Source organism: Bradyrhizobium sp. LTSP849, from assembly GCF_000938255.1.
Classification (GTDB): domain Bacteria; phylum Pseudomonadota; class Alphaproteobacteria; order Rhizobiales; family Xanthobacteraceae; genus Bradyrhizobium.
Window position 1 is genome coordinate 90,219 of record NZ_JYMR01000005.1, and the last position, 18,504, is coordinate 108,722.

The following is an 18,504-nucleotide window of genomic DNA, read 5'->3' on the forward strand; positions in this document are numbered from 1 at the left end:
ATTCGCGTCCCGCGTCGTGCTATCTATGGCTCCAACAATATGGGAGGAGCCGGATGCGCGCTGCGATTTTCAGGAATGGTGAGATTGTCGTCGACCGGATGCTCGAGCCGAAGCCGGGCCCCGGCCAGGTCCTGGTCAAGACGCTCGCCTGCGGCATTTGCGGCTCCGACCTGCACGCACGCCAGCATGCCCACCGCATGGTGGAGATGTCGCGGAAGGTCGGACGCAAGCCGATGGACCTCACTCGCGATGTCGTGTTCGGCCACGAATTCTGCTGCGAGATTGTCGACTACGGTCCCGGCACTGCGCGCAAGCTTAAGCCAGGTACGCATGTCTGCTCGCTGCCGGCGTTGCTGACGCCGCAAGGCATCGAGGGGATCGGTTATTCCAACGAGAATATCGGCGGCTATGCGGAAGCGATGCTGCTGAGCGAGCCGCTGCTGCTCGAGGTGCCGAATGGTCTCGCGCCCGAACACGCCGCGCTCACCGAGCCGCTCGCTGTCGGCGTTCACGCCGTGGCCAAGGCCAATATTCGTGGCGGCGAGGTGCCGCTCGTGATCGGCTGCGGCCCGGTCGGGCTCGCGGTCATTGCCGCGCTGAAGATCAAGGGCCTGCATCCGATCGTCGCAGCGGATTATTCACCGACGCGGCGTGCGCTCGCAGCAAAACTCGGCGCCGACATCGTGGTCGATCCGAAGGTGTCGCAACCCTATGCGACCTGGGCCGAGCACGCACAGATGTCGGAGGCCGAGAAGGCGGCGCGGCCGCCGTTGCAGGCGATGCTGCCGGCACTGAAGCCCGCGATCATCTTCGAATGCGTCGGCGTGCCCGGCCTGTTGCAGCAGGTGTTCGAGGGCGCGCCGCGCGATGCGAGGATCGTCGTGGTTGGCGTCTGCATGGAGACCGACAAAAGCGAACCCATGCTCGGCATCATGAAGGAGCTCAACGTTCAGTATGTGCTCGGCTACACGCCGGAAGAGTTCGCGGCGTCACTGCGCCTGATCGCGGAAGGGCAGGTGGATGCCGCCGCGATGGTCACTGCGGAAGTCGGCATCGACGGCGTTGCAAAAGCCTTCGCCGATCTCGCCAATCCCGAGGCGCACACCAAGATTATCGTGCAGCCGTGGAGATAACGACGGGTTGAAGGGCCGCGCCGTTCGGCTTCGCGGACACGTCGACCTCAGCCGTCTGGGCCATCACCGCCCGGCGGTCGACGATCGCCTGGTGGAATTGCGCCAGCACCAGGCCGAAGGCGGCGAGGTCGCCGTCCTCGATGGCGCCGTCTTCGTGACAGGCCAGCGTCTCGCGCAGGATGTCGTCAGCCGCGCTCTGCATGGAAGCGAGATCGTCGAGCGACGTCGCTTCGCGCACGCTGGTAATCGCGGTGAGCAGGCGGTCGCGATGCAGCGCATTCTGGCTGCGCTCCTCGCGGCGCAGATAGTGCCGCAGCCACGCGGCGACCGAGCCGAGGCCGGAGAGCAGCAGCACCACGCCCCAGATGTAGTCGCTGTACTTGTCCATGAAGCTGCGCTCGTTGCCGTCGATATAGGCGGCAGCACCGGGATGGGCCGGCAGCGCGGCATCCTTGTCGGTATCGGGCTTCTGGATGTGGCTGGCGCCGGGTAAATCCTTCACCAGCGATGGCCGGACCGCGAACAACTCGCGCGTGAAGGCCGCAACCGCGTCCTCGGACAGCGAGCTGGGCGCGACGATCAAATGATTGACGGCGATGGTCTCGATCTTGTCGTCGGGCCGCTGCGGCGTGGCGGCAAATGCGCCGGCCAGAATTTCCTCGGATTCGTACAGCGGGTGCCGCTCGGCGATGGCCTCGGAGACATCGACGGGCAGGAATTTCGGATCGCCGCGCAGGCGCGTGGTCGTGGCAATCGTCTCCGCGATGACCTTGTCGTCGAGTGCGCCCACCATCATGAAGGCGTCGAGCGTGGTGTCCTGAGTCATCTCGGCGATGTGGTCGATGCCGAACTGGGTGATCGTCACCTTCTGCGGATTGACGCCTGACTCGCCGAGGACGACGCGCAGCAGATTGGGATTGGCATCGCCGAGGCCGACGATGCCGATCCGGCGCCCGCTGAGCGAGGCGATGTCCGTCACCTTCGATCTGGGCGCGCCCTTGCGGCCCGTCGGCGCCCACAGCACCACGAAATTCCGGCGCAGGATCGCGACCGAATTCGCGTCGGGCGGCATAGCGAGGTCGCCGCGCGCGACCGCGAGGTCGGCCTTGCCGGCGCCGAGCAGATTGAGGCTCTGCAACGTGCCGTCGCTCTCGACCGGCACGAGCCGCACCGCGCCGCTTTTGGTGTCGAACGCCTTCGCGATTGCCAGCACGAGCGTCTGGTCGTCGCTTCCACCCGGCCCGACGGCGATGCGCAGCGTCGCCGGCTGCCAGAACCAATGGGCGAGCGCCAGCGCGACCGTCAGCATCGAGAGCAGGCTTGCCAGCGCGAGCCACGGGCCGAAGCGGTAGCGGCGGCGAGACGTTGTGTCCCTGGTCACGCTGAGATCGCTCGGCACGGGCATCTCGCTTTCCTCATCGGCAAGCTGGCCCGCCGGAAGACACGGCGGGCGCCGTCAGTATTTCGCCGGCACGTACATCTCCGGCGGAATCGGGCCGCGGTGATAGTCGGGGTTGCGAACGCGCGGCGGCAGCATGACAGGGGCGTGCGCCACCTCCTGGTACGGCATCTGGCTCAGCAGATGCGCGATGCAATTGAGCCGCGCGCGCTTCTTGTCGACGGCGTCGACGATCCACCACGGCGAGTCCGGCAGATGGGTGTGCTCCAGCATGGTCTCCTTGGCCTTGGTGTACGCCTCCCAGCGGCTGCGCGCCTCGACATCCATCGGGCTCAGCTTCCACTGCTTCAACGGATCCTTGATCCGCATGGTGAAGCGGAACTGCTGCTCATCGTCGGTGATGGAGAACCAGTACTTGATCAGAATGGTTCCCGAGCGGATCAGCATCCGCTCGAATTCCGGCACCGACTGGAAGAACTCCTGGTATTGCTCGTCGGTGCAGAAGCCCATCACGCGCTCGACGCCGGCGCGATTGTACCAGCTGCGGTCGAACAGCACCATCTCGCCGCCGGCGGGCAGATGCGACACATAGCGCTGGAAATACCATTGGGTACGCTCGCGCTCGCTCGGCGCCGGCAACGCGGCGACCCGGCAGATGCGGGGATTGAGGCGCTGGGTGATGCGCTTGATGACGCCGCCCTTGCCGGCGGAGTCGCGGCCCTCGAACAGCACGACGACCTTCTTCCGCTCGCTCTGCACCCAGTCCTGGAGCTTGACCAACTCGCCCTGGAGCCGGAGCAGTTCCCTGAAATAGAGCCTGCGATCCACTGCCGTGTGCAGCGTGCCAGTCTCGTCCAGGAGCTCGTCGAGCCTGGAGTCGTCGAGCTCGAGTTCCAGCTCCTCGTCGAGATCGTCGGTCATTTCCCGGATGATGCGTTCGCGCTTGGCCATTTCAGGAGTGCGGTCGGATGCGGTCATGGGTCTCTCACTCGGCGGGGATGCCTGTCGTTCCCGACCATCGACGGGGTTTATTGCGCCCATGTGACACCGGCGCCCCGGCGGTTCCGAAATGGCTTGCCGAAGCCGTCACACCGGCAGCGCGATCGAATATTTCACCTGGCTCAGCGCGAAGCTCGACTCGATCGAGGCGATGCCGTCGAGCCGGGTCAGCTTGGTCTTCAGGAAGGTCTCGTAGGAGGCGAGGTCGGCCGCGACGACGCGCAGCAGATAGTCGCGATTGCCGGTCATCAGATAACATTCCAGCACCTCGTCCCATTTCGAGATTGCCCGGGCAAAGCGATTGAGGTCCTCCTCCTTCTGCCGCGCCAGCTTGATCGAGATGAACACGCTGACATGCAGCCCCAGCGCCTTCTGGTCGACGGTCGCGATGTAGCGCGAGATGACGCCGCGCTCCTCCAGGAGCTTGACCCGGCGATGGCAGGGCGAGACCGAGAGCCCGACCTTGTCGGCGAGTTCCTGCATGGTCAGCCGGCTGTCGTTCTGGAGAGAGCTGAGGATTTTTCGGTCAATGGCGTCGAGCTCGGGCATTGGGATGAAACCTGCATTTTATGGCCAGTCATTGGTATGGTATCCCAATATTGATGGGTATGACGCGAAAAATTGAGAAATCTGGCGGCGCCGGCAGGGGTATGATCGGCGTTATTTTCCGGAGCATCGCCATGCCCGCCGATTCCGCTCGCCTCGAAACCCTGACCGCACTTGCCCGCAAGGCGCTGTGGCTGTCGTCATGGACCATCCATCACGCCAACCATATCCGATCCAGCACGGACGGCCTGAAGGTCGGCGGCCATCAGGCCTCGTCCGCCTCGCTCGCGACCATCATGTCGGCGCTGTATTTCTCGGTGCTGCGGCCTGAGGATCGCGTCGCGGTGAAGCCGCATGCGAGCCCGGTGTTCCACGCCATCCAGTATCTGTTCGGCCGGCAGAGCCGCGAGAAGCTGGAGAACTTCCGCGGCTTCAAGGGTGCGCAGTCCTATCCCTCGCGGACCAAGGATGTCGACGACGTCGATTTCTCGACCGGCTCGGTCGGCCTCGGCGTCGCGCAGACGCTGTTCGCCTCGCTGGTGCAGGATTACGTCAAGGCGCATGGCTGGATGAAGGATCGCCGCGAAGGGCGGATGATCGCGCTGGTCGGCGATGCCGAGATGGACGAGGGCAACATCTTCGAGGCGCTGGCGGAGGGCTGGAAGCACGGCCTGCGCAACACCTGGTGGGTGGTCGACTATAACCGCCAGTCGCTCGACGCCGTCGTGCGCGAAGGTTTGTGGGAAAAGTTCGAGACCGTGTTCCGCAATTTCGGCTGGGACGTGGTGATCGTGAAATACGGCCGGCTGATGCGCGAGGCGTTTGCCGAGCCCGGCGGCGAGGCGCTGAAGCGCTGGATCGACAATTGCCCGAACGCGCTCTATGCGGCGCTGTGCTTCCAGGGTGGCGCGGCCTTCCGCAAGCATCTGCATGACGAGATCGGCGACCAGGGGCCGATCACCAAGCTGATCGATCGCCGCAGCGATGACGAGTTGCTGGCGCTGATGTCGAATCTCGGCGGTCACGACATGGCGAGCATGCTGGACGCCTTCGAATCCATCGATCACGATCGCCCGGTCTGCTTCATCGCCTACACCATCAAGGGCGTCGGCCTGCCGTTCCAGGGCCACAAGGACAACCATGCCGGCCTGATGACCGTCGCGCAGATGGAGAAATATCGCGAGAGCCAGGACATCCGCCCGGGCCACGAATGGGACAAGTACGAGGGCCTCGCGCAAGGCGCCGCCGAGCTCGACGCCTTCCTCGCGCGCGTGCCGTTCAACCAGGACGGCCGCCGGCTGACAGCGCCCGTCGTCGAGGTGCCCCAGCCGCTCGCGTTCAAGCCATCGCCGCAAATGTCGACCCAGCAGGGCTTTGGCCTCGTGCTGAACGAGATCGCGCGCAGCGACAGCGAGCTTGCAAAACGCATCGTGACGACATCTCCTGATGTCACGGTCTCGACCAATCTCGGACCATGGGTGAACCGGCGCGGCCTGTTTGCGAATGCCGAGAAGGCGGACTTATTCCGCAGCGAGAAAATTCCGTCCACGTTCAATTGGGACGCCTCGCCAAAAGGCCAGCACCTCGAGCTCGGCATTGCCGAGATGAACCTGTTCATCATGCTCTCGGCGCTCGGTCTGTCGCACCAGATCAATGGCGAGCGGCTTTTGCCGGTCGGCACGCTCTACGATCCCTTCATCGAGCGCGGCCTCGATGCGCTGAACTATGCCTGCTACCAGGATGCGCGTTTCATGGTGGCGGCGACGCCGTCCGGCATTACCCTTGCGCCCGAAGGTGGCGCGCATCAGTCGATCGCGACGCCGCTGATCGGCATGGCGCAGGACGGGCTCGCCTCGTTCGAGCCCGCCTTCGTCGACGAGCTCGCCGTGATCATGGGCTGGGGCTTTGACCACATGCAGCGCGATCCGGGCGAGGGCGGTTCCGTCTATCTGCGACTCTCGACGCGCAGCATCGAGCAGGCGCAGCGGATCATGACGCCGGAACTGGAGAAGGGCATCACCGACGGCGCCTATTGGCTGCGCAAGCCAGGGCCCAATGCCGAAGTCGTGATCGCCTATACCGGCGCGATCGCGCCCGAAGCAATCGAGGCGACCGGTCTCATGGGCGAGAGCCGCCGCGACATCGGCCTGCTCGCGATCACCTCGGCGGACCGTCTCCATGCCGGTTGGACCGCTGCACGGAAATTGCGCCGTGATCGCCGCGGCGTCCAGCATCTCAGCCACATCGAAAAACTGTTGGCGCCGCTGCCGCGCGACTGCGGCATCGTGACCGTGATCGACGGTCATCCGGCAGCACTCGGCTGGCTCGGCAGCGTGCGCGGCCATCGCGTCGAGGCGCTCGGCGTCGAGCAGTTCGGTCAGACCGGCACGCTCGCCGACCTCTATCGCCACTACGGCCTTGATGCCAACGCCATCATCGATGCGGCCGAAAGCCTCACCACCGGCGCCCCGGTGCTCCATCGCAAGATGGCGGTGTAAATCTCCGTCGTCGTCCTGGCGAAAGCCAGGACCCATACTCCGCGGCGGTTGTTGTAGGAGACAGACGGTAGACGCCTGAGCAAACCAACTGAACCCGGTGGTAATGGGTCCTGGCCTTCGCCAGGACGACGGCAATTGAGACCTTGCCACCCCACTGCTGTCCGCTCATATACTCCCCGTCTGCCGCAACGCTGGCCCCGCATATGGCGGGTTCAATTGCCGGCGCTTTCGTGCAAGGATGCCTGCCGAAACGCCCCCTCCAAGCCCCAAAAAGAGGTTAACGATGGTCAATCGCATGCAATTCTACATCGACGGCGCCTGGGTCGATCCCGCCGTCAAGAAGTCCACCCCGGTCGTCAATCCGGCGACGGAAGAGGCGATGTACGAGGTTGCGCTGGGCTCCAAGGCTGACGTGGACAAGGCCGTCACTGCTGCCAAGCGCGCCTTTGCAACTTTCTCCCAGACCAGCCGCGATGAGCGCGTCGCGCTGCTCACGAAAGTCATCGAGGTCTACAAGGGCCGTCTCAAGGAGATCGGTGCCTCCGTCTCCGACGAGATGGGCGCGCCCCTCCCGATGGCCGAAAAGCTCCAGGCCGGCGCCGGGCTCGGCCATCTCATGACCACGCTCGACGTGCTCAAGAACTACCACTTCGAAGAGCCGATCGGCACCGCCATGGTGCTGCGCGAGCCGGTCGGTGTGGTCGGCATGATCACGCCCTGGAACTGGCCGCTCAACCAGATCGCCTGCAAGGTCGCGCCTGCGCTTGCTGCTGGCTGTACCATGATCCTGAAGCCGTCGGAGTTCACCCCGACTTCGGCGCTGATCTTCGCGGAAATTCTCCATGAAGCCGGCGTGCCGAAGGGCGTGTTCAACCTCGTCAACGGTCTCGGCCCCGAGGTCGGCGCCGTCATGAGCGAGCACCCCGACATCGACATGATCTCCTTCACCGGCTCGACCCGCGCCGGCATCGACGTGGCCAAGCGAGCAGCGCCGACCGTGAAGCGCGTCAGCCAGGAGCTCGGCGGCAAGTCGCCAAACGTTATCCTCGAAGGTGCCGACCTCCAGAAGGCGGTGACCGGCGGCGTGATGCACATGTTCAACAACTCCGGCCAGTCCTGCAACGCGCCCTCGCGCATGATCGTGCCGCTGTCGAAGATGAAGGAAGTCGCCGCGATCGCGAAGGCTGTCGCCGACAAGACCAAGGCCGGTGATCCCCGCGCCGAAGGCACCACCATCGGCCCGGTCGTCAACCGTGGCCAGTGGGACAAGATACAGGGCCTGATCAAGAAGGGCATCGACGAGGGCGCAACGCTCGTCTCCGGCGGCCCGGGCCTGCCCGAAGGCGTCAACAAGGGCTTCTATGTCCGCCCGACCATCTTCGCCGACGTCACCCCTGACATGACGATCGCCCGCGAAGAAATCTTCGGACCGGTGCTGACCATCATCGGTGCCAAGGACGAAGCCGAAGCCGTGCACATCGCCAACGACACGCCCTATGGGCTGGCCGGTTACGTCACGGCCGACACGGTCGAGAACGCCAAGCGCGTCGGTCGCCAGATCCGCGCCGGCAACGTCAACCTCCAGGGCGTGCCCAACGACCGCACCGCGCCGTTCGGCGGCTACAAGCAGTCGGGCAACGGCCGTGAGTGGGGCAAATACGGCCTCGAGGACTTCCTCGAAGTGAAGGCCGTCGCCGGCTTCAACGCGGCGTAAGCGTTAGCGCCTGAACCAATACGACGCCGGAGCGGGAAACCGCTCCGGCGTTTTTGTTTTGCTGAAGCGTCTCGGCAATGCGAGGCGCCGTAGGGTGGGCAAAGGCGCGTAGCGACGTGCCCACCATTCCACGACGAACGAGCGATGGTGGGCACGCTTCGCTTTGCCCACCCTACGAGCGCAACACTATCCCCCGACCGCGCCCTGCGTGTTCACATACAGTGCGTAGATCGACTGGCTCGCCGCCATGAACAGGCGGTTGCGCTTGACGCCGCCGAAGCAGAGATTGGCGCAGCGCTCGGGCAGTGCGATGCGGCCGATCATGACGCCGTCGGGCGCGAACACCACGACGCCGTCGAGCTCGGGATCGCCCATGCCCCAGCCGCACCAGAGATTGCCGTCGATGTCGCAGCGCATGCCGTCCGGCGTGCCGGGACCTGCATCGATGAAGATGCGCTTGTTGGAGATCGTGGTGCCGTCGGCCGACACGTCATAGGCGAGGATCTTGCGGTTCGGTACGCCGCGCGATTCCACCACGTAGAGGATCTTCTCGTCCGGCGAGAAGCACAGCCCGTTCGGACCGAGCACGCCCTCGGCGACGATGGTCGCCTTGCCGGTTGCGGGATCGAGCCGGTAGACGTTGGGTTCGATTTCGGGCTCGGCCTTGTAGCCCTCGTAATTGCCGAGCAGGCCGAAGGTCGGATCGGTGAACCAGACCGCGCCGTCGGATTTCACCACGACGTCGTTCGGCGAGTTGAGCTTCTTGCTGCCGAAGGAATCCATCAGCACGGTGATGGTGCCGTCATATTCGGTGCGGGTGACGCGACGGCCGCCATGCTCGCAGGTAACGAGCCGGCCCTGGCGGTCGCGGGTGTTGCCATTGGCGAAATTGGAGGGTTTTCGGAAAACCGAGACCGCGCCGGTCTCTTCCTCCCATTTGATGATGCGCTGGTTCGGGATGTCGCTGCACAGGAGATAACGACCGTCGCCGAACCAGACCGGACCCTCGGCCCAGCGCAGGCCGGTCGCCAGCCGCTCCACGGCTGAAAGTTTTAGCCAGTATTTTTCGAAGCGGGGGTCCAGTGCTTTTATTGCCGGATCGGGGTAATAGGTCGCCGGCTGCCAGCCTTTAGGCCGTTCTTGGTATTGGGACGATGCATCGTTCATGTGCAATTCTCGTTGTTGCGTTCCCTCTCACCAAGTCTGCTATCATTAGAGACCTATGACCGCAAATCGGTCGCCAAATACGAGGGAAGAAATGCCGCGCATCTTGATGACGGGAGCTTCGGGCGGGATCGGAACGCGCCTGCGGAAACTGCTGCCGCCGATCTATCCGGACCTGCTGCTCTCCGACATCCGTCCGCCGGCCGACCTCGGGGCGAACGAGCAGTTCAAGGCGGCGGACCTGTCCGACATGGCTCAGGTCGAGGCGATCTGCGAGGGCGTCGACGGCATCATCCATTTCGGCGGCTACTCGGTCGAAGGCCCCTGGGACGATATCCTCCAGGCCAACATCATCGGCGGCTACAATCTGTTCGAGGCGGCGTACCGGAAGGGCGTCAAGCGCGTGGTGTTCGCTTCGTCCAACCACACGGTCGGCTTCTATCCGCGCCACCACAAGATCGGCACCGACGTCACCGTGCGCCCCGACGGGCGCTACGGCGTCAGCAAGGTGTTCGGCGAAGCCGTGGGCTCGCTCTACGCCGACAAGCACGGGCTGAAGGTCACCTGCATCCGGATCGGCAATTGCGACGAGCGGCCGCTCGATCATCGCCGGATCGCGATGTGGCTGAAGCCGGAAGACCTGGTGCAGCTCTGCCAGATCGGGCTCGATCATCCCGACATTCATTTCGAGGTGTTCTACGGCGTGTCGCTGAACGAGCGTACCTGGTGGGACAACCACCGCGCCTACGAATTCGGCTATCGCCCCACCGGCCGCTCGGAAGATCACGTGGCGCACGCGATGGCCGAGCAGGCCAAGCTGAAGCCCGATCCGATCGGCGATCACTACCAGGGTGGCGCGTTTGCCAGCGTGGAGTTCGATGGCGACACGAGCCGGATCATCGATTGGAATAAGCGGTAGTGGTTGATGCGTGTAGCTCAAGCCTTCGCCCCAGCGTAGGTGCGCTCCCTCGCCCCGCTTGCGGGGAGAGGGTTGGGGTGAGGGGGAGTCTCCGCAGGGACGAAATGGTGGTTTGAGCCCGCAACCACTCGCCGCCCGTCATTGCGAGCGTGGCGAAGCAATCCAGAATCCTTCCGCGGAAAGACTCTGGATTGCTTCGCTGCGCTCGCAATGACGCCTTGAGGGAGCATCACTCGCCAGCGAGCACATGACTCGCGGAGCTTTCCCATTGATCTAGGTCAACGTCCCTCCGGACATCGTGGCTCTCGATCTCTACGATCGCAATTCAGCAACCGTTGCTCCGATCACAGCCCAAGGGGCGGCGAGAGCCAAGACAATGAAAATCAAATTGTCAGTCGTCGCAATGCTCGCGATGATCGTGTCAGAACCGGCGAGAGCCGCAACGCTCAGCGACGCCGAGGCGACGTTCCTCGACCAGATCGTTACCGCATCGGTAGTGCTTGAGCAACGATGCGACGGTTACGAGGTCGACGGAGCCGGCGGCGTCCAGCTCGGCGCCCGGCTTCTCGGCAGCACCAATGCGGCGATGGCCATGATCGACGCCTATGCTGCAGCCATCAAGGCCCGCGATGGCGAGAACTACGATCCAGCTAAATTCCGTCCCGAGGTGTCCGACGCGGCCGGCAAAACGTTCAGGCGCGTCCGGACGGACCTGATCAGAGACCCGAAAGGCGCCTGTGCCAATTACGGCGATGCCAGCGTGGATCGCGGCGTTTTGAGACGGTACTGAACGTGCGTGTGTCCTGGCACGCACACGCTAGCGCTCAGCCTCCTCCCCCGCAATCCTTGCCAGATAATCCGACTTGCTGAACTGCATGTGATCCACACACAACTGCGCCAGTGCCCAACTATCACGGCCCTTCAACAGCTCGATCATCAGCTCGTGCTGGCGCCGCGATTGCGCGAGCCCCTCGCGGTCGGCGAGGTTCTTGGCGCGCATCGGTAGCGTCAGGCTCATGTAGTCCTGGAGCGAGCGCACCAGATAGGGATTGCCGCAGGCCGCGAACAGCGCGACGTGAAAGGCGTCGTTGGCTTCGTGAATGCCGCGGAGGTCCCGCACATCGGCCTTCGCGCAATATTGCCTTTGCAATGCGGTCAACTCGTCGATCAGGGCCTGCGGTGCGGGCAGGGGGATCATCAGCGCGGCCTGCCGCGTCAGCATTTCCCGGACCTCATAGATCTGCCGGACCTCCTCGGCCGAATAGAACCGCACGGTGGCGCCGACATTCTTCTCGCGGCGGACGATGCCGCGGCGCTCGGCATCCACCAGCGCCTGACGCACGAAGTGCCGCGAGGTGCCGTAAGCCGACATCAGCGCGTCCTCGGTCAGGCGCGCGCCCGGCGCGAGGCGGCCGAAGATGATGTCCTCTTCGAGCCGCGCGACGACGTCGTCCGGATCGTCGCGCCGGACCGTCATGCTGTCTGCGGTGTGAATGTCGGACATCCCCTCAGCCTCAGGCTCCGGCCGGTCTGTTCTGTGAAGCAGGGACGGCCCGGATTGTCAATAATTTGTGTCGCCAGCGGCGCCAGGGGCCAGAAATGAGCCCCGTGAGCAGCTACGTTATTGACAATCGGGGGGCAGGCTGTACCACAATGGCAGCTTGGAAGGAGCGGCATGATGACGAGTGGGTTGCGCAAGGGTCTGACGAGCTATGGCGATGCCGGCTTCTCGCTGTTCCTGCGCAAGGCGTTCATCAAGGCCATGGGCTATTCCGACGACGCGCTGGAGCGCCCGATCGTCGGCATCACCAACACCTATAGCGACTACAATCCCTGTCACGGCAACGTCCCGCAGATCATCGAGGCCGTGAAGCGCGGCGTGATGCTGTCGGGCGCGATGCCGTTCGTGTTCCCCACCATCTCGATCGCCGAGAGCTTCGCGCATCCGACCTCGATGTATCTGCGCAACCTGATGGCGATGGACACCGAGGAGATGATCCGGGCCCAGCCGATGGATTCGGTGATCGTGATCGGCGGCTGCGACAAGACGCTGCCGGCGCAGGTCATGGCCGCGATCAGCGCCGACCTGCCGACCGTGGTCATTCCCGTGGGTCCCATGGTTGTCGGCCATCACAAGGGCGAGGTGCTGGGCGCCTGCACCGACTGCCGTAGGCTGTGGGGCAAGTATCGCGCCGGCGAGATTGACGATGTCGAGATCGAGGCAGTAAACGGCCGCCTGGCGCCGTCGGTCGGCACCTGCATGGTGATGGGCACGGCCTCGACCATGGCCTGCATGATTGAAGCGATGGGTCTTTCGCTGCCGATGAGCGCGACGATCCCGGCGCCGCATGCCGAGCGCTTTCGTCTTGCGGAAGCCAGCGGCCGGGTTGCGGCGGAGATGGCCAAGACCAAGGGGCCGAAGCCGAGTGAATTTCTGACGCTGGCCTCCTTCAGGAATGCGCAGGTCGTGCTGCAAGCGATCGGCGGTTCGACCAATGGCCTGATCCATCTGACGGCGATGGCGCATCGCTCGCCGCACCGGCTCGATCTCGAAGTGTTCGACCAGATCGGCCGCGAGGTGCCGGTGCTGGTCGATCTCAAGCCGTCCGGCGAGCATTACATGGAGCATTTCCATCACGCGGGCGGCGTGCCGAAATTGCTGGCGCAGCTTGGCGATCTCGTCGATCTCGATGCGAAGACGATCACGGGCGAGAGCCTGCGCGATGTCGTCGCGAATGCGGAAGACGTGCCCGGCCAGGACGCAATCCGCCCGCGCAGCAATCCGATCAAGAAGGAAGGCGGCCTCGCCGTCCTGCACGGCAATCTTGCGCCCCGCGGCGCGGTGATCAAACAATCGGCCGCGAGCGCAAAACTGTTGCAGCACACCGGGCGCGCGGTGGTGTTCGAATCCGTCGAGGACATGACCCTGCGGGTCGATGATCCCGATCTCGATGTCACCGCCGACGACGTGCTGGTGCTGCGCAATGCCGGCCCCAAGGGCGCGCCCGGCATGCCCGAGGCGGGTTACCTCCCGATCCCGAAGAAGCTTGCGCGCAATGGTACCAAGGACATGGTGCGCATTTCAGACGCGCGCATGAGCGGCACGGCGTTCGGCACCATCGTGCTGCACATCACGCCGGAATCCGCCGTCGGCGGCCCGCTGGCGCTGGTCAAGAACGGCGATATGATCCAGCTGAATGTTGCAAAACGCAGCATCGAGCTGCTGGTCGATGCTGCCGAGCTGGAGCGCCGGCGCGCCGCCTTGAAGCCGGCAGCTGCGCCGGACGAGGCGCGGCGCGGTTACGCCTGGCTGTTCAACGAGACTATCATGCAGGCCGACGAAGGCTGCGACTTCGATTTCATGCAGAGGACTGGACCAAAGACTGAAAAGGGCTGACAACCACTCGAACGAACGCTCAGACCGCACAAGCGGCGAGCGATAAAACAGGGGGAGACGATGATCGCACGATCCATGCCAAGATTCTTATATCGGCTGGCAGCAACGGCCGCTGTTCTCGTCGTCACGGGCGCATCGGCGCAGGAGGTGAAGCATTATCGCTTCGCCTATGACCAGCCACGCAACACCGGCTATTCGATTGCGGGCGACCTCTTTGCCGACAAGCTCAAGGAATTGAGCAAGGGCACCATGATCATCGATCAGTATCCCGGTGCGCAGCTCGGCCAGGAGCCGCAGGTTCTTCAGCTCGTCAAGGCCGGGGATATTGAGTTCTCGATCATCTCCTCGGCCAACACCGCGACGATCTCGCCGCAAGCGGGCGTGATGTCGCTGCATTATTTGTTCCGTGACGAGAACCACGTGGTCAAGGGGCTCGCCGATCCCCGCGTATTCGAAGCCCTCAAGACCATGATCGACGAGACCACGCAGGGCCTGCATGTGATCGCGACCGGTTCGCAGGGCGTCCGCCACATGTACTCCAAGAGGGAGATTCACAACGTCGGCGACATCAAGGGCCTGAAGATCCGCGTGCAGGCGACCGCAACCGAGGACACCATGTTCCCGGCCTACGGCGCCCAGACCGTGCACATGCCGTTCGGCAGCGTCTACACAAGCTTGCAAACCGGCGTGATGGACGTCGCCGAGAACAGCATCAACGTCTACCTCGTCAACAAGCACTACGAGGTCGCGCCGGTGTTGAACATCACCGAGCACGAAGCCAACAACGCGTTGGTGTTCATCTCGGACAAGCTCTGGCAGAGCCTGTCGGCGGAACAGAAGGGGTGGGTGCAGACCGCGGCCAACGAGATCAGCTCGAAAGAGCCGGCGAAGGCGTTCGATCTCGAGCGGGCCGCAGCCGAGAAGCTGAAGAAGATGGGCGTCAAGATCGTCGACAACGTCGACAAGAAGAGCTTTGCGGCGATCGCCGACCCCTATCTCGACAAGCTCGCCAAGGAGCTCGGCCCGCACGCCGTGAAGATCAAGGACCTGATCCGGTCGATCAATTAAGGCCGCGATTTCCGTCACCCCCGCGAGTCGTCCCGGCGAAGGCCGGGACCCATACTCCGCAGCGGTGCTTGGGGCACGGTGGCTGTCAGCTTGCTTTCATCACAACGGCTTGGGGCTATGGGTCCCGGCCTTCGCCGGGAACAGTAATGGCCATCGCCGACAAGCTCGTGTTGCAACGCCAGCGTCACCTGAAGTGGCGCTGGCTCGACTGGCTCGAGCTCGCGCTGATGATCCTCTGTGGCCTGCTGTGCTTCGGCTTCTCGCTGTCGGTCACCGCCGACATCGTCACCCGCACCATCGGCCATCCCTGGCTGTGGTTGCAGGAGGTCACCTCGACGCTGTTCATCTATGCGATCTTCGTTGGCGCCGCGGCCGCGACCCGGCGCAACGACCACCTCTATCTCACCGCGATCTCCGAAGCGATGCATGGCGTGCCGCGGATCATCGTCGAGATCATCATCCGCCTCGTCGTGCTCGGCGTCGCCTTCTGCCTGATCTGGTACGGCTACCAGAACTATCTCCGCGGCTTCGGGAGTTTCCGCCTGCCGTCAGGCACCCCGATCGCCTCGCTCTATGCGATCATCCCATTGTCGGGCGTCCTGATCGGACTGTTCACCATCGAGCAGCTCGTCAACGGCCTGCGCAACGGTTTTGACCATCCCGAGCCGCCGGACGAGGATGTTGCGCCCGTCGTCACCGACGCACCGACGAGGGCGCAACTGTGAGCGCACCTGTTGTCCTGGCGTTGATGTCGATCTGCTTCCTGTCCTTCGGCTATCTCGGCGTGCCCGTGCCGTTCTCGCTGATGGCGGGCGTCTTCATCGGCGCGATCCTGTCGGATGTCTCGCTCGCGGCCATCATCCAGAAGATCTTTGACGGGATGGATTCCGAGGCGCTGCTGGCTATCCCGTTCTTCCTGCTGGTCGGCGAGCTCATGAGCTCGGCCAACGTGGTGGTGCGAATAGCAAATCTCTCGGTGTCGCTGGTCGGGCATATCAGGGGCGGGCTGTCGCAGGTCGTGGTCGTCTTCAGCATGTTCTTCTCGGAAATGTCGGGCTCGACCACCGCCGACGTCGCGGTGATGAGCCGCGCGCTGGGCGGCCCGATGAAACGCGAGGGCTACGAGCCCGCCTTCATCGCCGCGATCATCGCGTCTGCCTCGACCATCGCGGCCCTGGTGCCGCCGAGCATCACGGCCGTGGTTTATGGCGCGGTCGGCAACGTCTCGATCGCCGGCCTGTTCATGGCGGGCGTGGTGCCCGGCCTGATGATCGGCTTCGGGCTGATGATCTATTGCTATTTCTTCGGCCCCTCCGGCCTGCGCAAGCCGCGCGCGCCATTGCGGCAGGTGATGTTCGCGGCCGGTGACGCGGCGTTGCCGCTGATGATCCCTGTCATCCTGCTCGGCGGCATTTTGACCGGCTGGTTCACGCCGACGGAAGCGGGTGTTGTCGCCGTGGTCTGGATCATCCTGGTCGTGATCCCCGCACTCAACCGTGGGCATATCAGGAAGATCCCTTACGACTTCTGTCTCGCGGGCCTGATCTTCTCGCTGCCGCTGATCACGATCGGTGCCGCCAACGCTTTCGGCTGGATGCTCGCTTACTTGCGCGGCGCGAGCTACATCGCCGACATGATCACCTCGATCGCCGGCAACGATCCGCATTTGATCATGCTGCTGATGGTGCTGCTGTTCACCGTGGTCGGCGACTTCATCGAGCCGGTCCCGACCATCATCATCTTCATGCCGCTGGTGAACACGCTCACCGAGGCGGGCGACATCAACGGCGTCCACATGGGCGTGGTGCTGATCGCCACGCTCGCCTTCGGCCTGATCACGCCGCCTTATGGGTTGGTGCTGTTGATGGCTTCAAAATTCGTTGGCGTCAGTTTTGCAAAAGCGCTGCGCGCGGCATTGCCGATCTATGTCGTGTTCTTCGCCACCATTGCGTTCGTGATCTACTTCCCGAGCGTAGTGCTGTGGCTGCCGCAGCACGTGCTGCCGGAATCGGTCGGCTGCTTCAAGTCGCCGGCAGGGACGGGCTATATCTGTCCTAAGTGACGATCTGCTCGATGCGCCAGCCGGAATCGTCGCGGACATAGCGAAACGGCGTGCCGTGGCTGTTCTTGAAGTAGCTGCCCGAGAGCGATTTTGCCATGCCCTGCATCACCGCGTCATGGCAGACGAACAGCAGATGGTCGCCGGGACAGCGGTCGAGCCACGTGGAAACGCAGCGCAGCGCGCGCTCGGTCATGGCGTCCCAGTTCTCGCCGTCGGCGGGCAGGATCGAGACGAGGCCCGTCGCCGAGTTGACGCCATGCTTGATCATGAGGTCGCGGACGGGGAGGCCCTCAAAACTTCCGAAATCGAATTCGATGATGCCGTCATCGATCGTGAGCGGCACCGCGATCGCGTCGGCGATGATCTCGGCGGTTTTTGCCGCGCGCACCAGCGGGCTTGCGACGATGCGGCTGACGCCGACACCGCGCAACAGATCGGCGGCCTCGTGCGCTTGCCGCAGACCATCCTCGTTCAGCGGATTATCCGTTCGTCCCTGAAAAAGTCCCTGCCGATTCCAATCGGTCGCGCCGTGACGCAGGCTGCAGAACGAACGTGATGGTGTAGGCCCGCTCACTTGCCCTTGCTCGTGAACTTCTTCACGGCGACGCGAAAATCGTCCGTGTTCATCGCCATGATGATCTTGTGCTCCTCGGCGTCGAGCTGCTGCTTCACCGGCGTGGCGGCAGCCTGGTAGACCAGCGACTTTGTGCCGGCGATCGCGGCGGGCGGATTTTGCGCGAGCCGCTCGGCAAGCTGCCGCGTGGCCGCCTTCAGCTCGGTCGCGGGAACGATCTTCGCGACCAGTCCCCATTCATGGGCCTGCTGCGCGGTAAAATTGTCTTCGGACAGGAATATCTGAAGCGCGCGGCGGGAGCCGACCGTGCCGACGATGCCGACCGTAGAGCCGCCATCCGGCGAGACGCCGATCTTGGCATAGGCCGGCGTGAATTTGGCGTCCTCCGCGGCGATGCAGAGATCGGTGACGAAGGCGAGCCCCATTCCGGCACCTGCGGCCGACCCGTGGACGCTCGACAGCGAGATCTTCGGCATGCGCCGGATGATCTCGATGAAGGAATGATAGTGCTTCAGCAGTTGGCCTACGACCGGCGTCACGGTGTTGGCTTCAGCCGCAGCGCCGATCGTCTGCAAATCGCCGCCGGCCGAGAAGGCGCGGCCTTCGCCCTCGATCACCAAAACCCTGATGGTGTCGTCGCCTTCGATAGTGGCCGCGAGCTGTTCGAGCTTTTGCGCGATTGCGAGGTTGATCGAGTTGAACGCCGTGGGGCGGTTCAGCGTGATGGTCGCGATCGGGCCGTCGATCCGCAGCAGCGCGGGATCGTCGGGATGGGAGACGGGAGCTGGCATCTGAGAAATCCCCGGCAGGAGGTGGTTGCTGCAACTAAATCGCAGAAGGCGAGGGGTGACAATCCCCGGCCGCCAGTGCCCCGTGGACCACCCTTGCGAAAGCCGGAACGATAGGCTCAAATGGGCCTGCCATCGTTTAGGGACGGACACGAGCGCCGGCTCCTCAATCGACGAGGCTGACAAGCCAAATCAGCAAGAGAGGGGACGACGTGGGGTATACCTGTGTCCAGAAGGTCGGTG

The 18,504-nt window shown here is 63.9% G+C and carries 16 protein-coding genes; 9 read left to right on the forward strand and 7 right to left on the reverse strand.

The features are described from left to right. Nucleotides 1-53 precede the first annotated feature (53 nt). Nucleotides 54-1,133, forward strand: a complete 1,080-nt coding sequence (locus UB31_RS04885; protein WP_045010016.1) for a zinc-binding dehydrogenase — start codon at nt 54-56, stop codon at nt 1,131-1,133. Here UB31_RS04885 and UB31_RS04890 read toward each other — a convergent pair. The 3 genes from UB31_RS04890 to UB31_RS04900 form a co-directional block, all read right to left on the reverse strand. Next, entirely contained in the window at nt 1,111-2,538 is a 1,428-nt protein-coding gene (locus UB31_RS04890) for a TAXI family TRAP transporter solute-binding subunit (protein WP_045010017.1), read from the reverse strand. The two genes, UB31_RS04885 and UB31_RS04890, sit on opposite strands and share 23 nt — an antisense overlap. A gap of 51 nt (nt 2,539-2,589) precedes the next feature. After that, a complete protein-coding gene (gene ppk2 / locus UB31_RS04895; RefSeq protein WP_045010018.1) occupies nt 2,590-3,510 on the reverse strand; it encodes a polyphosphate kinase 2 in 921 nt (306 codons plus the stop codon). 108 nt (nt 3,511-3,618) lie between these two features. Next, a complete protein-coding gene (locus tag UB31_RS04900) occupies nt 3,619-4,080 on the reverse strand; it encodes an Lrp/AsnC family transcriptional regulator (protein WP_045010019.1) in 462 nt (153 codons plus the stop codon). 131 nt (nt 4,081-4,211) lie between these two features. Here UB31_RS04900 and UB31_RS04905 point away from each other — a divergent pair, with 131 nt between their 5' ends. Both UB31_RS04905 and UB31_RS04910 read left to right on the forward strand, forming a co-directional pair. After that, nucleotides 4,212-6,575, forward strand: coding sequence for a thiamine pyrophosphate-binding protein (locus tag UB31_RS04905; RefSeq protein ID WP_045010181.1), 2,364 nt, complete (start codon nt 4,212-4,214; stop codon nt 6,573-6,575). Nucleotides 6,576-6,858: 283 nt separating this feature from the next. Further along, a complete protein-coding gene (locus UB31_RS04910; RefSeq protein ID WP_045010020.1) occupies nt 6,859-8,289 on the forward strand; it encodes an aldehyde dehydrogenase family protein in 1,431 nt (476 codons plus the stop codon). A gap of 186 nt (nt 8,290-8,475) precedes the next feature. Here the strand turns inward: UB31_RS04910 and UB31_RS04915 are convergent, their stop codons facing one another. Further along, the gene (locus UB31_RS04915; protein WP_045010021.1) at nt 8,476-9,456 is read right to left on the reverse strand and encodes an SMP-30/gluconolactonase/LRE family protein; all 981 of its coding nucleotides are present in this window, start codon (nt 9,454-9,456) and stop codon (nt 8,476-8,478) included. A gap of 91 nt (nt 9,457-9,547) precedes the next feature. On the opposite strand from UB31_RS04915, the gene UB31_RS04920 reads away from it, so the two are divergent. Together UB31_RS04920 and UB31_RS04925 are read left to right on the forward strand one after the other, a co-directional pair. Next, nucleotides 9,548-10,372, forward strand: a complete 825-nt coding sequence (locus UB31_RS04920; protein WP_045010022.1) for an NAD-dependent epimerase/dehydratase family protein — start codon at nt 9,548-9,550, stop codon at nt 10,370-10,372. Nucleotides 10,373-10,748: 376 nt separating this feature from the next. Then, complete coding sequence (locus UB31_RS04925) at nt 10,749-11,162, forward strand: hypothetical protein (protein ID WP_045010023.1); 414 nt, start codon at nt 10,749-10,751, stop codon at nt 11,160-11,162. A gap of 27 nt (nt 11,163-11,189) precedes the next feature. On the opposite strand, the gene UB31_RS04930 is transcribed toward UB31_RS04925, so the two are convergent. Further along, nucleotides 11,190-11,876 (reverse strand): GntR family transcriptional regulator, encoded by a 687-nt coding sequence (locus tag UB31_RS04930; RefSeq protein ID WP_045010024.1) that lies wholly within the window; start codon nt 11,874-11,876, stop codon nt 11,190-11,192. Between the two features lie 174 nt (nt 11,877-12,050). On the opposite strand from UB31_RS04930, the gene UB31_RS04935 reads away from it, so the two are divergent. The 4 genes from UB31_RS04935 to UB31_RS04950 all read left to right on the forward strand — a co-directional run bounded on the left by UB31_RS04935 (nt 12,051) and on the right by UB31_RS04950 (nt 16,899). Next, nucleotides 12,051-13,769, forward strand: a complete 1,719-nt coding sequence (locus tag UB31_RS04935; RefSeq protein WP_045010182.1) for an IlvD/Edd family dehydratase — start codon at nt 12,051-12,053, stop codon at nt 13,767-13,769. A 60-nt stretch (nt 13,770-13,829) separates the two neighbouring features. Next, complete coding sequence (locus UB31_RS04940; protein WP_045010025.1) at nt 13,830-14,837, forward strand: TRAP transporter substrate-binding protein; 1,008 nt, start codon at nt 13,830-13,832, stop codon at nt 14,835-14,837. Nucleotides 14,838-14,983: 146 nt separating this feature from the next. Next, nucleotides 14,984-15,562, forward strand: coding sequence for a TRAP transporter small permease (locus UB31_RS04945; RefSeq protein WP_045010026.1), 579 nt, complete (start codon nt 14,984-14,986; stop codon nt 15,560-15,562). Then, entirely contained in the window at nt 15,559-16,899 is a 1,341-nt protein-coding gene (locus tag UB31_RS04950) for a TRAP transporter large permease (RefSeq protein WP_045008910.1), read from the forward strand. Before UB31_RS04945 ends, UB31_RS04950 begins: the two co-directional genes overlap by 4 nt. Here UB31_RS04950 and UB31_RS04955 read toward each other — a convergent pair. After that, a complete protein-coding gene (locus UB31_RS04955; protein WP_045010027.1) occupies nt 16,892-17,473 on the reverse strand; it encodes a histidine phosphatase family protein in 582 nt (193 codons plus the stop codon). The genes UB31_RS04950 and UB31_RS04955 overlap by 8 nt on opposite strands. After that, entirely contained in the window at nt 17,470-18,264 is a 795-nt protein-coding gene (locus UB31_RS04960) for an enoyl-CoA hydratase/isomerase family protein (RefSeq protein ID WP_045010028.1), read from the reverse strand. Before UB31_RS04960 ends, UB31_RS04955 begins: the two co-directional genes overlap by 4 nt. Nucleotides 18,265-18,504 lie beyond the last annotated feature (240 nt).

What these genes read in the sequence shown, in the direction of transcription:
- UB31_RS04885 (WP_045010016.1), top strand. Translation starts at nt 54, where the DNA reads ATGCGCGCTGCGATTTTCAGGAATGGTGAGATTGTCGTCGACCGGATG.
- UB31_RS04890 (WP_045010017.1), bottom strand. Translation starts at nt 2,538, where the DNA reads ATGCCCGTGCCGAGCGATCTCAGCGTGACCAGGGACACAACGTCTCGC.
- ppk2 (WP_045010018.1), bottom strand. Translation starts at nt 3,510, where the DNA reads ATGACCGCATCCGACCGCACTCCTGAAATGGCCAAGCGCGAACGCATC.
- UB31_RS04900 (WP_045010019.1), bottom strand. Translation starts at nt 4,080, where the DNA reads ATGCCCGAGCTCGACGCCATTGACCGAAAAATCCTCAGCTCTCTCCAG.
- UB31_RS04905 (WP_045010181.1), top strand. Translation starts at nt 4,212, where the DNA reads ATGCCCGCCGATTCCGCTCGCCTCGAAACCCTGACCGCACTTGCCCGC.
- UB31_RS04910 (WP_045010020.1), top strand. Translation starts at nt 6,859, where the DNA reads ATGGTCAATCGCATGCAATTCTACATCGACGGCGCCTGGGTCGATCCC.
- UB31_RS04915 (WP_045010021.1), bottom strand. Translation starts at nt 9,456, where the DNA reads ATGAACGATGCATCGTCCCAATACCAAGAACGGCCTAAAGGCTGGCAG.
- UB31_RS04920 (WP_045010022.1), top strand. Translation starts at nt 9,548, where the DNA reads ATGCCGCGCATCTTGATGACGGGAGCTTCGGGCGGGATCGGAACGCGC.
- UB31_RS04925 (WP_045010023.1), top strand. Translation starts at nt 10,749, where the DNA reads ATGAAAATCAAATTGTCAGTCGTCGCAATGCTCGCGATGATCGTGTCA.
- UB31_RS04930 (WP_045010024.1), bottom strand. Translation starts at nt 11,876, where the DNA reads ATGTCCGACATTCACACCGCAGACAGCATGACGGTCCGGCGCGACGAT.
- UB31_RS04935 (WP_045010182.1), top strand. Translation starts at nt 12,051, where the DNA reads ATGACGAGTGGGTTGCGCAAGGGTCTGACGAGCTATGGCGATGCCGGC.
- UB31_RS04940 (WP_045010025.1), top strand. Translation starts at nt 13,830, where the DNA reads ATGATCGCACGATCCATGCCAAGATTCTTATATCGGCTGGCAGCAACG.
- UB31_RS04945 (WP_045010026.1), top strand. Translation starts at nt 14,984, where the DNA reads ATGGCCATCGCCGACAAGCTCGTGTTGCAACGCCAGCGTCACCTGAAG.
- UB31_RS04960 (WP_045010028.1), bottom strand. Translation starts at nt 18,264, where the DNA reads ATGCCAGCTCCCGTCTCCCATCCCGACGATCCCGCGCTGCTGCGGATC.